Below are 14,930 nucleotides of genomic sequence, written 5' to 3' on the forward strand. Positions count from 1 at the left end.
GAGAGATGTTCAAAACACTGCTTGACGACACAAAATGCGAGGATGATGGCTCTTTTTACTTTTTTTTTGCAACCACAAGATGGAGCAATATTCCTAGGCGTAGAAAATGCTCGTTTACAAACGTAGACGCGACGACGTTCAGTGCTATACAGAAAATACAATTAAAGAACTATATCGATGGTATAACTATCGTATTGGATAGCGATACCTATCCAAATTACAAAATATGGATTGATCAAATCCAACGTTATCTTGCTTATGTATACTGCAAGTACATTCTTTTTCCGCAAAAATCAGCCACAATACCTGACCTGATTCAAGCTCGGAAGTCCAGTCCGTCCATTCTGATTCCACGTGAGCTTCAAAGAGCTCAGAATATACCGACTTATTTAAAATATCCCCTTTGTGACAAACTTGAAGCGGCCGGTATTCAAAAACCAGTAACCATAATTTTGCCAGGACCATCTCTCAACGAATGCGTAAGCCTTTTGCCTGAAATCAGGGAAAAGACACTCATTGTATGTGTCCCCAGATCAATCGACTTCTGTAGAAAGAATGGAGTTGAACCGGATTTTGTTATCAACCTGGACACAGCCCCAAGAATGAAACTGCTTTTAAGAAATGGGTCTCCAATGACATCAACGTATCTTGTCGCGTTGTCACCAGGACCAATTGCTGAAGTCGAAAGTCATTATAAGGGAATATTCTTCATGGATAGTTTTGATCCAGGAATTCTCAAAAACGATTACCGCCTCAGGGAATCATGGTTGAGTTGCGCTATAGCAGCCTTGGGTTTTGCAGAATTGATTAAAGCCCCCAAGGTCTTCATTCTAGGAGCAGACCACTCATGGAAGGGTGAAATGTCACCGGCGAATGCATACTGGAATGGAAATGACGGAGCACTGAATGAAGCTAAATATGACCAGACACGCCCGGTACTGGTAGAAAATTTATATGACAAGCCCAACCCACATGGCAATGCTGATTTCAGTTCATTTTTGTTGGCTGACAGGAACGGGAATTACGTTAACACATATTTTCATTACTTTGCTACAAGCGTTGAGCTTGAATACACTGCCATAGATATTTCGCACAAACACAATACTGAGTTTTATCTACTTAGAGAAAATGGAATTCTCCCTAAAAATATTTTTAAAACAGGAGGGATACGTGAACTGACCAAATTACCACCGATAGACAGACTTGCAATTTCTGCAATCACAAGCTTAGCAGCTGGGGAAAAAGAAATTATTGATTTTGAAAAGCTAATACTTGGACTGAAAAAACAAGCTGAAACACTCAGAAAAGAAATCTCTATCATGCAATTTCAATACTGCGAAGGAAATGTTGAACACCTATTAAAGCATCCTTATGTAGAATCACTGAGAACATCTTCGAAACAAAACAAATTTAATGTTTTTGAGATTGATACGCTTACTCAAGCTGAAATAAACAAGTTAACCGTAGCTACGACAATAAGAGTATGCAACATCTGGTTTAATCATTGTGAAGCAGCAATCAGGATCTGTAGATTCCACAAGGCAATCACATCAAAAGAGAACATAATACTTTGGTGTGCTTCCATAAAAGATGGAGAAGAGTTATACCAAAAACTTGAATCACGACACGGATCCTTTGATTACTTGCTATTTTGCCTAAACGATCACTCAATACAATTGGCTAACAGTTCAGAACTTCATAAATTTGCTAGGAACCCCGGCATGATGACATTCTTGGCCAACAGTTTTAAAGACAAAGAAAACATACAGGTGACTTCCCGCCTTACAACTACAAATTTTGATGAGTTAATATCGTGCGCAGATCCTGAAACTATCATACGATCAAACGAACTCTTAAACTAACTTCTAGTCGTAAATCATTTATAATTTTAGTCGACCATGTTTTTGTATAAACTTATGAACTATAAAAACTCACCCCCTTTAGAATACAATGTTTAATTATATCTACACTGGAGAATTTAAAATCGGAATAAAAAAATACCGGATACGGATATCAAGTCCAATCCCCTCACCCCATCCCCCGGCACATCACAACGTAGACGATAAATTTAATTTAGTCCCATCAGCCTGAATAAAAAAGAGTCAACGCCTAATTCTGACAATTAGGTCCAAAAAAAGACTCCACCTGCAAAATGATTTCTTGCACAAATAGTTCAGACACAGCTAGTACAACTTTTAATGGGAGTTCAAACTTCAACACGGCACTTTCCAAAGCGAAAACCTCTATGCCGTCAACTACTTCTCCGTGCATAGCTGCATTGTTATCAATAAAACAGATACAATCTTCCATATTAGGCAATTTACCAGCTTTACGCAGAACCTTATAATATCCAGAACAGCCCCAAACTGCGAATTTTCCGAACTGCCCTGAAGAAAGAGTCTCTTTTACCTCCCAAGAAGGAAGGATCCTAACGCCATCATTTTCTATAGAGATATAACCGAAAACATGATCCCATCCTCTTGAATTAAAGAATAGTCCTCTTTCCTTAATCTTATAGAATATCTCAAAAGCAATTGCGAATCGGTTAAAAACAAGCATGTTTGCTATAAAAATATAGGCATCTTCATGTTTATCGAGAATGCTTTCGACTGTCAGCCCGGTTCTCCCGACCAACCCCATGCTTGTCACATATCCACAAAAACATTTTTCTAAAAAATCACTTGAAAAATTAAACGAATTAATATCCTCGTCTGCGTCACAGCTTATAAAACACTTGGCAGGATTCTCTCCATTGCTCAAGGCACTATATTCACTATATTCGACATACCTCAACCCATTCTTACTAATCTCCATACAAACTAAATTATGAGAATTTGACCTAGTAAATGATCGAGATGATGTCATCATCCTTTGAAGCTCTTCAAAAATACTTCCTTGCTCTCCAGTATATCCTTTTAATGCTCGCTGATAGTAGTGTATCTTTTCATATCCTGATGGTAAAAAGAAAACGGTATCAAAAAAATCTTTTTCAGAGACTGGAAGTGCTTCTAGCATATGTCTCTCTACACAATACCAGTCTGGCAATGATTCTCCTTTAACTATGGTATTTATATTTTCAAATATATAATTAGCCGTACAACCTATATTTAGATATATTTTATCTCTCAAACTAGATAACGAGACTTCATATTTACCGTAATTTTCCAAAACATCTTTTAGGGCCCATTCCAGTTGCTCTAATGAATATACAATCCATCCGAATTCAGACTTAGTTGGTTTTTTACGATAGCCATAAAACTGACACTGAATGTGTGGACGTAATGTGGCAAAACTATAGGTGTAGGCTGTTGTAGAAGAATCAGTCACAAGCAAAAATGCCCTAGCAAAAACTGAGGCTGATTCAAAATTTGTATTTAGGAAAACATTTTCAATTCCTAATTCTTCAAATAAGATTTTACTATCTTGTAATGATCTACTGTGAGGATACGGACTATATATTATTTTATCTTTAAAGAAATAATTTGAAAGACAGGAAATTATATTTTTAACATCTGTTGCACACATTGAACTTTCAATCGCATCAACTTGTGCGAAAAAGACTGAATCTGGACATACGTTTTCTTGAGACACTGAAGTCAACAGCAAGTCAAGGGAAGGGTAGCCTCCAGGGATAATAACTGCCTCCCTTGAAGGGAGGTGTAAGTGTTCAGGTATGGTAGAAAGCATCAAGCGGAAATCATATTTAGAAAAATTGCGAATATTCACATTCCCCAAAATGAGATAATGACATCCCGCTAGAAACTCCATTTGGGCTGCATACGCCCACGGGTCGCTATTATCATAATCTACAACATGAAATGAATGGGGCACCGCAATAACTTTTGCTGCTTTTGGAGGATGAGTACATCTATCTTGAGTAAACAATACATCAACGTCATCGCAAGAAGCCATCTCTTCCGCACGAATAAACCGAACTTCTCCGATTTGCTTTATGTTAGAATATTCAACATCATTGTATATACAAAAAAAAATGACTCGATAATTCCTCCTCTTGGCCTCAAGAGCAAATGGCTGTAACCTTTTTAAACTCCGACTTGTGTTTATATTAATACCTATAACCATCGTAGTAGCTCCAAGTCAGCACGAATAACAGTCACTAATAAAATCAATTACAATTTGAACGGCATCGTCTATCGATGTACTCGAAGTATCAATTGCCAAGTCATAGCTGTCTGGAGCCTTATACTCAGAATTGTAGCCAACAAGCGTGTCAATCTCTCCCCGGCGTGCCATTAAGTACAACCCCTTCGGATCGCGCTGTGCACAAATTTCGATTGGACATGATAGATAACAAATAACAACCCTAGGCACTAGTTCTAAGACAAGGCTACGTGCAGAATCTTCAGCAGTTAACGCAGAAACAACTACAGAAACATTTGCCTCTTGAGCTTTTTTTAACACAAATAAACACGCATTAACGACTCTCAATCTTTCATCTGGAGAGAAACCCATCTCTTTTCCAAAAAGAGCACGGACTTCATCACCATCAACATGTAATGTAGGACACCCATAAGCATTTAATTTACGAACCAATTTTTTAGCAACCGTTGTTTTTCCTGCTGAAGTTGGTCCCATTATCCACAAAGCGAAAGGGGCTAGAATCATTACATCTCCAATATTTCAGTCAGTGAAGTATTACTCGTCCACCTTTGGCACAATTTACACATTGAACTTGCCATCTCTACAACTTTGTCGGGGTATTTGCCTGTAGCAGTTTCAGCTGCAAGAACAAGTCCGTCTGCCCCCATAAGTATGGTACTTACGATATCGTTCAACTCGGCACGAGTTGGGACTTCGCTCTCAACCATACTTTCTAGCAGGTTTGTAGCTACAAAAATGGGCTTCCCATGCAAACGGCACATTGAAATGATTCTACGCTGCAAAAAAGGTATTTTTTCTAACGAAATAGACTTAGACAGATCCCCTCTATCAATAAGGAGTTCATCCGAAGCAGAAATTATATCAACAATATTTTTTAAACCGGAAAGACTTTCAATTTTAGATATAACTACTGAGTTATTACCAACTATAGATCTCACTTGTTCTACATCGCGGCCATTTCCCGCAAAAGATAAAGCATAATGTTTAATTCCGAGGGTCATTCCCAATTCAAAAGCCCTCCGATCTCCTTCTTGAATAGCCTCCATAGACAGTTCCCTATTAAGAGAAACCGCTTTCCTACTTTTTACCAAACCCGACTTTAGTACTACGGCTGTAAACCCTGCTTCACATTCGCCAATAATCTCGAAAGAAACAAGATCAAAATCAACGTGGAGGATATCACCGATGCGAAATTTTTTTGCAATCCCATTAGGCTTAAATGATATATTAGCACTGTCACCGACTACTTCGGAAAAATGTATTTTTACAACTGATCCTTTATGATAGAAGACTTGATCACCCACCATATTCTGGTTGCGAACTTGAGCTCCTTCACTGTCGAGACAAATAGGGATATCACAATTATCACGGATCATTTTTACTGCTGTTTTAATCTCGTCAAACGCGATATGTGATAGATTAAGCCTGAAAATATACACATCACTTTTAGCAATTCTTCTTATCATTTCAGGATAAAGAGAGGAAGGACCCAATGTCACTAGTAGCTTTTTCATCAAATATACCACCTTTTTTACGACGAATGAATCATAAAAAGCCTAAGTTTAGGCACCACGAGACTAGTAGCACCAAAGATATTGATTAATACCAATTGACATCTCAATATAAACACGGAACCTATACTTCCACTGAATAATTTTAGATCAACAACAACGAATACCACATAAAATACACACCATGTAAAATCATCAGCGTACAATTAAATATAAAAAAACAATCATATCCTTTCATATAAATAACAGCATATCTACAATACATAGAGATGTAGATCATGCCAGCAACGCATTATACTTGAGTAAAAATTTAATTCAGTCCCATCAACATAAATATTTCCCGTTCTACCACGGCAACATCTTCAAGTTTAGCATCCCACAAGTGACTATGCATGCCACAGTGAAGCAGAAGATTCGATTTGAAAATATCGTGCTGCAACATTGACGTATTACTCTTAGCCCATTCAGCTATAATGTTCAGTGTAAGGGAGTTTTCTCTGCCAAGCCCTCCAGACCCCATTTCCCCAGGACTAAACTCAAAATAAGAAAACTCGGAAGAATCCGTTATTAAATAAGTATTTTCCATACTAAGAAAAGAATCTGAGAACAAGGAACTATCAATCACAGTATCTACTTTTGCCTGAACAGCATCAGCCCTTACTGCAAAAGGATGCCATTGAAAACTCTTCAGGATAAGCCCTTCACCAGGAACATTCCAGACCAAACCGCAAGACATTGGACTCTTCCTAGACCCATCCCAGGAAACAGCATCTACTTGAGGATGTAGGTGGTTCAAGCCAAAACGCACCAGTGCAGCTGAATCGACTTTGATAACCTCCCCGGAACCGAATTCGTTATGAAACTCCCCCAACCCGGTTTCTTTAACAAGCCTTACGGAGTTACCGAGAACAGCTTTATACCCTTCTAAAAACTTCTCGTAGATAAGCTTCAGGCCTCCATTCGAAATGACGATATCTGGGCATAAAAAGACTACGGTTGCCCCCTCCCTTTTACTGATTTGAAGTTCGAGAGTGTGGCACAAAGCCATCAGCGTATAATTGTTAATCATGTCATCAACAGCTGAATCAGAAAAAACAAAAATTCGAACCGAACAAAGCGACGAAAGGAGTTCAAACGACCTACTGTTTTTAAGAGTAGAAACGTCACTTTCAGGCACATAAATATCAAAATTCACGTCTGCGTTCTTTGCGATGTATGGCAGGTTATTATCTGCAAGAATACACGGCAAAGCCGTATCTAAGAACATAATAACGTATTCACGACCCCAAACAGGCATAGTGATATTGAATCTTTCCTTTTCCCCGCAACCTGATTTCCTTATTCTTTGTTCAACACAAGCCGGATTCAGCCCTAATTTTCCCAGAACGGAACTATAAACTTCATTTGAAAACTCATTTATACACATATAATTTATCCCTGTCAGATAACATCCAACGCAATGGTGTATCCTGAAAATTTATTAATGCAGACTTAACGACAGACTATGCAAACACGACTAATTACGAATAAATGAGACATACTGTTGTCCACGCCCGAAAAACGTTGTAAACAACCTGAAGTCATGTTTCCCACCATCGTTGACAATAGCCTTAAGCGCACTTCTGTAATCAGAAAAAACATCTGGATATATAGCATTAAGGCTTTTCAAATTGATGCCAATGAACTTTGTAAGATCACAAACTTTAACAATGGATTTTAAATCATGATGACGCATAAAATTTTCTACTTCATCATATACTGCAGTGCAAAGATCAATTAATTCTGTATTCAGCAAAACATCTCTTTTTGGGTACACAAATCTATAATCGACAAGATTATGAACATTGTTGAGATACTGATCCAAGGCGATATCATTCACCCTCCCTGCTTCTTTACCGTGCAGGGTCTTAAACCATCTCCAATCACAAATAAAGCTAGGGGATGAATTATATACGTAGAACGACTCTCTTAAACTCTCTACAGCATCTTTAATTGAGAATAGTGGACCATAAAAGGGTTGCAACATATTGTCTTTTATCCAGTCCTCATGAGATCTGGTCATTCCTTCCAAGCTATTGAGGTGATCTTTCCAAATGGGAACAAGGTTTCGGACGTTGTCTTGGAGACTGCCATTTTGAATACTCATACACCTCGAAACAAATCTTCGCAGAACCTCGCTCAGGCACGAGACATAGTCCAGACATGTAATAACAACAATCCCGCCAACAGTAGCGAACGAAGCTACATGTTTTAAAAATGAAACAGGTTCAACCTGAGTAGGAATGACCCCCTCGCAAAGCACAAGATCGAATTTTTCTGCAGAACAGAACTCTTCTATATAAGATTCAATAAGGGTAATTGATTGCCCACTAGCTCTTTTTGCGAACAATTTATTCACTTCTGCAATACCTGTTGGATTACCATCAACAAGCACATACCGTGAGGGACTCAAAGAGCTTGTAAACAATGCGTTGTGCCCACTACCGGGACCGAATTCAATTACCCGCCTCCCTTTAACAAAAAGGCTCGGGATGCCAAGGGTTCTGTATAGTGAATTTCTAATTTCAAAATGCCTGTTAAGATCTGATAGATCCTGCGCCACAGGCGAAATCATATTCTCAGAATAATACCCCACAAAAGGACGAGGTTTCTGCATCCTACTCCCTACCTTACCAAACAGAACTTTATAATCTAACCGCGAGCACTATAACAACTATCGTTACAACTCCGCGCTCCACGAACACCAGATGCTTCGCCTTCACCCTGAAGGACATGTCAATTACATCGACAAACAGCTGCACCTAGGCCACTACCGACCGAAGCAGCGAAGCCACTCTCCGCTTCATTTCCCTGACAGGGATGACATAGGTAATGGGGCAATTCAAGCACAAGGGATCATTGATTTTTCCACTCAACAACTGTCTACGCAAATCAAGGTACTTAGAATTGTTCATTATCAATTCCAATGAACAAATTTCATCAACACGTCCCATCACCTCTCCGCGAATACAGCACGAAAACACATTTCCATCCGGCATAACATACGCTGAATTCCAAGGATAAAGACAGGCCCGAGTTTCATCTGCACCAGGTATCGTCGCGGCATGCCTGAAGATTCTGCCATTACCTTGAATGTTATCCATTGGTTCAGATAGCGCTACTGGAGACAACGAAAGACTGACTTCAACACCATGATCATTTTGCACCCTTTCAATCGTAGATTTATTTTCAACAATATCATCCCACGATGGCAACAAGCTCATACGCACGCCATGTTTCTGTGCAAGGCCCTTAGCAAGCTCAACCGCTCTGACCGCATTAACAAAATCAACACCATGCAAACTTAGAATACTATTTATGTCTAGATTCCTGTCATCAAAATAAACCAGATCATTGCACCCCAACTCCTTCACTCCATTTGACACTGCAAAGGCTACCAGATCTGGGAGAAAGGGAACCACTTTGTCGGTAAGCGTACACATCCACTGGAAAGGGGGTGGAGTCCGCCCCGAGGAAATCGCGGCAGCTCTAATCTTATGCATATTGACAATCATTCTCCCCAAATTTGCTGGAGGTCTAATTTCCTTCAACAAGGCCGGGTCGGTAACGTCAATACTCATTTGAATGTGGTCAAATCTACTCAACGCCTCAATTTCTCTGCTCGACAACGACATGTTTAGGTTAGAACAAATATCGAGACTGACTCCGTGATCCAAAAGCTCCTCAGCATAAATGACCCAATCTCTATTAATCAGGGTCTCCCCGTAAAACCCTAAACACGCACTAGCTACACCTCGAGTCTTAATATCATCCACAATTTTTCTGATTAGATGACTATCCATGTCTATGCCAGCACTCTTATTCCAGTGCTGTGGGCAATAAGTACAGCTCAAGTTGCACTTCGAAGTCATTTGAAAACTGATGGAATCCAATACGGGCAAAGGATAATTCAAATCATGATCAGCAATATCTTTTGCAAAGGTATGAACAGAGTTATCATCTATTGCTCGGAGCACTCGTGTTGTAAAGTTTTTGGCTTCAGACCTGATTTTGTACCAACTCTGTGAAAGGGAGTCTGTATGATAGCAGAATTCCTGACAATACATTTTACGTTCAAAAACATCAGTATGCTCTCTTGCCCAAGCAGCAACAGCTTCTTCCCCGGCGCCAGCAAGATACACTCGCTCCGCTTCAGCAGGAGCGGAAAGCCCCATGACCATAATATCATCAGAATCATTAACAATGCACATACTGTCTAGATCATGGACAAGTGGACCTAAGAGGCCGTAATCAATCGACTTGTCAAAATCCAAACATTCATCAACTTTAAGCATTAAGGGGTGTCTATGAAAATAATGAGCGACAATACCGTCATTTGAAACCCGCCAGAACATTCGCGAAGGCCACGAACTGACTCCGTCCAATGAAGCAAAACAGTCTTCGTCATTCTTATGTAAATTTGCAATTGCAAGTTTACACAATTCTCTCGATGGGAATGAAACCGGGGTATCTGCAGCACAATCCAGTCGAGTTGAAATTTCCTTTAATACCTTACTTCTGTCCGCGATCAACCCACCTACCAATACAGCCTTACAACCATCATATGACTTACTGTAGAGATACTCAAAGGTGCCCTCTGAAAAAATTACGTCCGGAGCTAAAATGACTAGCCTTGCACCATCCAAAACAGCACTTCGTAATGCATGTTTGTGGCACCTAGTCATGGATTCATACTTATCAACAGATTTAAAGCAGTTTTCTGGGACCATATATGCTCTAAAATCAACGTACGTAAGTAGCAGATCGAAATATCTGCTTCTTTTAATCCGGTCCCATCCGTCCAGGGTCGTATAAAGAACAAACAATGCGCGTCTATCTCGACTCAAACTCCCTATATTTCTGTCCCCTATGATGGTTTGCAGTACATAATTTATGTATAGATCAACATACTCCTGTCCCCACACAACGGTTATAACATTAAATAACATCCCTTTTTTATAATCATCTTCTACATCAAGAGAGACAGAATCACACGCAAATGAATCAAAATTTGATATATCAAAAGAAATTTGATGATAGACGGATACAAAATCATTATCATTCTCAAACTTTGACAAATTAGAGCTTAACAATTCATATGCTCTATTTTTCATCCCAAGCTTTGTGCAGATTTCGGCAAACTTTAAAATATCTTTTTTGGACGGGTCAGATAGACGAAAACTCTCCTCATACAGTTCATATGAGTCATTAAATTTTCTCTTAGCGTATGCCAGCTCAGCAAGAAGTCCATATGCACAGGCATTATTCAAATCTTCATTGAGAACCTGCCTGCAAAGGACTTCTGCTTCAATAAACTTATCATTACTTAACAATTCAGCTGCACTTGCAAGCTTTTCTGCAATATTCATAAACACTCCATAAATATTAACCACTATTTCATTTCAGCATACAGAATACTTATAGAACAAAAGCAGTCGGTTGATCATATTGAAATGGCAATTCACTTCCACATTAAATATACGCAAAGTTTATTTTGCAAAAGATACATTCACGAATAAAACTCATGGAATAATGAACTCAACATTAGGCAAAGACGGTGACAATCTCTTAACAATCTTATTGGCAACATCAGTGCTAAATCCCATTACGACGATTGCCCCATCAGGAATTTCCGAAGGAGCAATTATCGGACTACCTAAATGCGAATGCCCCCACCGTTTACTGTCTTCTTCAACAAAAAAAGAAATCTTTTCCCCCAAAACTCCGGCCAACCAGCTTCCTGCATTTGCCGTTCCGAAGACCCCGATTTCTGCTGACGAATCAATCAGACGAATTTTTCGTACAAAATCATCAAGCCAAAGCAATACGGAATTAAACATATCCAACTGATATTTAACATCGATGCGACGCTGAGAAGTTTGCCCCACTTCTGCTATATAACCTATCTCCTTAGCAACCCAGCCCTCCGTGGACACAACAGGTAGGAGCCCACTGCGCACTATTGCCGCAGCAAGCAAATCGGGGCTAAAATGAGAACAATGGTCGCAAGTAATAAGGTCAAATGGATTCTTCTGATATGAAACTGTTTGGATTAAGGCCTTCCCGCCAAGAGCAAGAAGTTTTTTTATTTTTTTTAACGCTGGGATTGGTTCAACAAGATGCTCTATGACGTGAGTCATTAGTATCAAGTCAAACTTGAAATCAATTTGCCCTAGATCACAAGAAAACACTTCTCTTACCCCCGAAAGACCCGAGAAATCAGCTTCACGGATAGCTTGTTCATGGCCATAGAGATCCCATTCAGGTCTTCTAAGCAAAAACTGTTGCAAAAGATTACCGTTGCCACAACCGACATCCAGTACTTTGCCATGGTCAGGTAGCTGAAGTTCATTCAGGAGATTATCTAAAAGGACCCCAAAACGAGAGGTTGCTATCCCTGATTCAGAAAAAACCAACGACTCATTCCCTGCACCTAGTGGAAACATTTCATAGTTAGCGTATATATCGCTTATATCCTTAAGCCAGTCTGCTGAGACATCTTTCTGACAGTGCCCACAGGCCCTACAGAACACAAACGTCCCATTCCGAGGCCAAGGTTTACAATCAGACGTAACCCCAGGAAAAGAAGAGAACTTGTCTAAATAGTGCAGTCGATCACTACCACAGATCAAACACGAATCCATACACAATCTCACTCTGTCTAAATTGACAACACCTTGGATATTAACTCCTTAACAGGTGGGAACACATAACCAATTGCATCTTCTAAGCTTTTAGCATCAAGTGATGAATGATTTGAAAAGTATAACTCTTTTATGTCTCTGCAGGATACGGCCTTCACTAACGTGCTTTCACGATTCATTGCTTTGCACAGCAAGGTGGCAAAATCGTAATAACTTATTTCCTCAGGTCCAGAACAATGAAATAAACCGCCTGCCCCCTCTTCCATCAACCGAACGGACGCACAACCAGCATCTTCTAAAAGAACTGGTGCTAAGGTCAAATCAGTAAAGGCTTTAATCTCTCTACAACAATTAATGTCTTCAAGCCATTTACTAAGCAGTCCAGTATAGGCTCCAAGTAGTTTTGAAAACCTAACAATGACAGAGCGCTCCTGTTGCTTTTTTAAGTATGACTCAACTTCTACTTTCTGCTTCCCGTAAGTAGTAATAGGAGACACGTTATGTTCTGGGGAGACAAAAGGAGTGTCTCCGTTAAAGACGGCTGTACTTGAAGGGAAAAAAAACTTTGCCCCTCGACTCATCATTTCATCAGCTAGATCAATTGTGTTGACCACATTAACTTTATAGGCATCTATACTTTCCTCACACTGTCTGTATCCTGAAATTGCTGCTGCACCAACAACCCAGTCACAATCTGGAAGGGCTCTAACCGCAGAGAGATCTCTCATGTCTAAATAGTACTCAGAACCTCTCTTACGCGAAGTCTGGAACACGATATGAGAACGCAATCTTGCCGCTTCAGCTATTGCCATTCCCAACATCCCATCACCAACAACCAGAATCTTCACAGTGGTATTCCCCTAAACAAAGGGCAAATGCTCCGGATCAGCCCCAATATATTCATGAATCATAATATTTTTCCCGTTTGAAACACAATGATGGTTACAATCCCGAGAAGGCTTGATTGTAAAAAATTTTTCCTGTCCGTCAAACCAAAAATCTTTAAACCGTTGCTCCCTGATGGAGCCTAATACCCCGCAATCCAAGTTGTAGGCCTTGTCCTGGCAGGAGTAAACCCGCTGATCGGCTGCAATAATTGGGAGAATCTGTTGATAAGGACACCAGTCATAATTTTTGCTAAATTTCTCATCTAAATGGTGATATGAATCAAACACCTCAAAATTGTCATCGGCGAGTTCCTCCACCGCACGCTGTGTCTGATTCTTAATCTTTTCAAAAACAGGCTGATGATAAACGTTATTTTCACTCCCTTCGTTGCTTACCACACAAGCAGAGAACTTCACGCTGTTAACGCCTATATCTTTAAGACGCTGCCCCATTTCAAAAACGTGATCGGCATTATCCCGATTAATAATATAGCTGACCCCCAGGAAACATGGTCCGTCCAATTTCTGGAAATTTTCAATATTTTGCATCACCCTGCCGAACTCGTCTTCAGATACGCCCCTGAATTTAGCATAACTGGGACCATCCCACCCATCCATGGACACACGAATCCAAGTTCCCCTGTGAGCAAACACTTCTGCGGCTTCCCCCTTCAACAGTCCTCCGTTGGAAAGGGACGCAATGCTGATTCCCCCATCAGCCAGAGATCTGGCTGTCTCGGCAAGGTGCGGGTAACAAAAGGGCTCACCGCCACCGCTAAAGGTTACTGCCTTAACTCCCATGTCAATGCAGTCCTCAACAATTTCGGCCATCTTCGAAGCCGGGATCCTGTCTTTTATGTCCATGTCCTGCCCGAGCTGCAGGTTGGAGGCACGGTAAGCGCAATAGGAACAGCTGTGGTTGCAAATATTAGTCGGTTTTATACGTATATGGATCGGAGCCTTAACCTCCCCACTTCCAAGCGGTAAAGAATCCAGTTTTTCCTGATAATGAAAGATTTTCAAACTGGTGTAGAGCAGCATTGTAACCCCTGTGTCCTGATTGTTTTATTCGAAATAAATTAATTCGTAATCGCCAGTGTAACCGAACTCTTTAAAAACCCACTCCCATTCTTCCTTGTCAAAAAACGACTCGCAGGTAAGTGCCCAACATTGCAGATTAAACTGCTCCTGTTCATTACGATAACTTTCGGTACACATGTACTTGTTTTTCCCAACACGCTCCATCTCGACGAGAGCCTTCTTGAGATCAAAAATTCGTAAATTATGCAGAGTATTAACCGAAATAACCAGATCAAAAGCATTATCTTCAAACGGTAAACAATCTTCAGCCCGATGGACGAAAAGCCTGTCCCGGATCTCTTCTTTTGCAGCAGCCAGCCCATGTCTGGAAATATCAAAACCGCACACATCCATGCCCAGCAAATACAGTTCATACAGCAAGTAGGCTTTACCGCAGCCTACATCCAAGATCCTGGCTCCTTTCTGCAGACCGTAATGATCAATCAATCCATAAGCCATTGGCGTCCAATAGCCTGGGCGATAGCTATAACCGCCATATCCATAACGCCTGTGACCATCCCAATAATCGAACTCATACTCCTTGGCCTTAAGCATGCATTCGACCTTGTTATCCATCATACGCGGCAGGTATTCTCGGCAGGTACTTTTATGTAAGGGTGTAATAAGGTTAAGCAGTTGTCCCATAA

The 14,930-nt window shown here is 40.3% G+C and carries 11 protein-coding genes; 1 reads left to right on the forward strand and 10 read right to left on the reverse strand.

Annotated elements, in window-relative coordinates; genetic code table 11:
• The first annotated feature begins 5 nt into the window (after window positions 1-5).
• Window positions 6-1,862: a 6-hydroxymethylpterin diphosphokinase MptE-like protein gene (locus tag N7E73_RS05710; protein WP_432738073.1), complete on the forward strand. Its 1,857-nt coding sequence runs from the start codon at window positions 6-8 to the stop codon at window positions 1,860-1,862.
• Window positions 1,863-2,109: 247 nt separating this feature from the next.
• Here N7E73_RS05710 and N7E73_RS05715 read toward each other — a convergent pair whose 3' ends face one another.
• The 10 genes from N7E73_RS05715 to N7E73_RS05760 all read right to left on the reverse strand — a co-directional run bounded on the left by N7E73_RS05715 (window position 2,110) and on the right by N7E73_RS05760 (window position 14,928).
• Window positions 2,110-4,083: a hypothetical protein gene (locus tag N7E73_RS05715; protein ID WP_432738074.1), complete on the reverse strand. Its 1,974-nt coding sequence runs from the start codon at window positions 4,081-4,083 to the stop codon at window positions 2,110-2,112.
• Between the two features lie 15 nt (window positions 4,084-4,098).
• The gene (locus N7E73_RS05720) at window positions 4,099-4,626 is read right to left on the reverse strand and encodes an adenylyl-sulfate kinase (RefSeq protein WP_432738075.1); all 528 of its coding nucleotides are present in this window, start codon (window positions 4,624-4,626) and stop codon (window positions 4,099-4,101) included.
• Entirely contained in the window at window positions 4,626-5,636 is a 1,011-nt protein-coding gene (locus N7E73_RS05725; protein WP_432738076.1) for a pyruvate kinase, read from the reverse strand. The genes N7E73_RS05720 and N7E73_RS05725 overlap by 1 nt, the downstream gene beginning before the upstream one ends.
• A 307-nt stretch (window positions 5,637-5,943) precedes the next feature.
• On the reverse strand, window positions 5,944-7,059 hold the full coding sequence (locus N7E73_RS05730) for a hypothetical protein (protein ID WP_432738077.1): 1,116 nt from the start codon (window positions 7,057-7,059) through the stop codon (window positions 5,944-5,946).
• 90 nt (window positions 7,060-7,149) lie between these two features.
• A complete protein-coding gene (locus N7E73_RS05735; RefSeq protein ID WP_432738078.1) occupies window positions 7,150-8,289 on the reverse strand; it encodes a class I SAM-dependent methyltransferase in 1,140 nt (379 codons plus the stop codon).
• Window positions 8,290-8,434: 145 nt separating this feature from the next.
• Complete coding sequence (locus tag N7E73_RS05740) at window positions 8,435-11,041, reverse strand: radical SAM protein (protein WP_432738080.1); 2,607 nt, start codon at window positions 11,039-11,041, stop codon at window positions 8,435-8,437.
• A 153-nt stretch (window positions 11,042-11,194) separates the two neighbouring features.
• The gene (locus tag N7E73_RS05745; protein WP_432738081.1) at window positions 11,195-12,088 is read right to left on the reverse strand and encodes a class I SAM-dependent methyltransferase; all 894 of its coding nucleotides are present in this window, start codon (window positions 12,086-12,088) and stop codon (window positions 11,195-11,197) included.
• Window positions 12,089-12,333: 245 nt separating this feature from the next.
• Window positions 12,334-13,164: an SDR family oxidoreductase gene (locus N7E73_RS05750; RefSeq protein ID WP_432738082.1), complete on the reverse strand. Its 831-nt coding sequence runs from the start codon at window positions 13,162-13,164 to the stop codon at window positions 12,334-12,336.
• 12 nt (window positions 13,165-13,176) lie between these two features.
• The gene (locus N7E73_RS05755; RefSeq protein ID WP_432738083.1) at window positions 13,177-14,244 is read right to left on the reverse strand and encodes a radical SAM protein; all 1,068 of its coding nucleotides are present in this window, start codon (window positions 14,242-14,244) and stop codon (window positions 13,177-13,179) included.
• Window positions 14,245-14,268: 24 nt separating this feature from the next.
• Window positions 14,269-14,928: a class I SAM-dependent methyltransferase gene (locus tag N7E73_RS05760; protein WP_432738084.1), complete on the reverse strand. Its 660-nt coding sequence runs from the start codon at window positions 14,926-14,928 to the stop codon at window positions 14,269-14,271.
• Between the last annotated feature and the right edge of the window lie 2 nt (window positions 14,929-14,930).

The sequence above is a fragment of the Maridesulfovibrio sp. FT414 genome (assembly GCF_050916235.1).
Classification (GTDB): domain Bacteria; phylum Desulfobacterota; class Desulfovibrionia; order Desulfovibrionales; family Desulfovibrionaceae; genus Maridesulfovibrio.

What these genes read in the sequence shown, in the direction of transcription:
- N7E73_RS05715 (WP_432738074.1), bottom strand. Translation starts at nt 4,083, where the DNA reads ATGGTTATAGGTATTAATATAAACACAAGTCGGAGTTTAAAAAGGTTA.
- N7E73_RS05755 (WP_432738083.1), bottom strand. Translation starts at nt 14,244, where the DNA reads ATGCTGCTCTACACCAGTTTGAAAATCTTTCATTATCAGGAAAAACTG.
- N7E73_RS05725 (WP_432738076.1), bottom strand. Translation starts at nt 5,636, where the DNA reads ATGAAAAAGCTACTAGTGACATTGGGTCCTTCCTCTCTTTATCCTGAA.
- N7E73_RS05740 (WP_432738080.1), bottom strand. Translation starts at nt 11,041, where the DNA reads ATGAATATTGCAGAAAAGCTTGCAAGTGCAGCTGAATTGTTAAGTAAT.
- N7E73_RS05760 (WP_432738084.1), bottom strand. Translation starts at nt 14,928, where the DNA reads ATGGGACAACTGCTTAACCTTATTACACCCTTACATAAAAGTACCTGC.
- N7E73_RS05710 (WP_432738073.1), top strand. Translation starts at nt 6, where the DNA reads ATGTTCAAAACACTGCTTGACGACACAAAATGCGAGGATGATGGCTCT.
- N7E73_RS05735 (WP_432738078.1), bottom strand. Translation starts at nt 8,289, where the DNA reads ATGCAGAAACCTCGTCCTTTTGTGGGGTATTATTCTGAGAATATGATT.
- N7E73_RS05730 (WP_432738077.1), bottom strand. Translation starts at nt 7,059, where the DNA reads ATGTGTATAAATGAGTTTTCAAATGAAGTTTATAGTTCCGTTCTGGGA.
- N7E73_RS05720 (WP_432738075.1), bottom strand. Translation starts at nt 4,626, where the DNA reads ATGATTCTAGCCCCTTTCGCTTTGTGGATAATGGGACCAACTTCAGCA.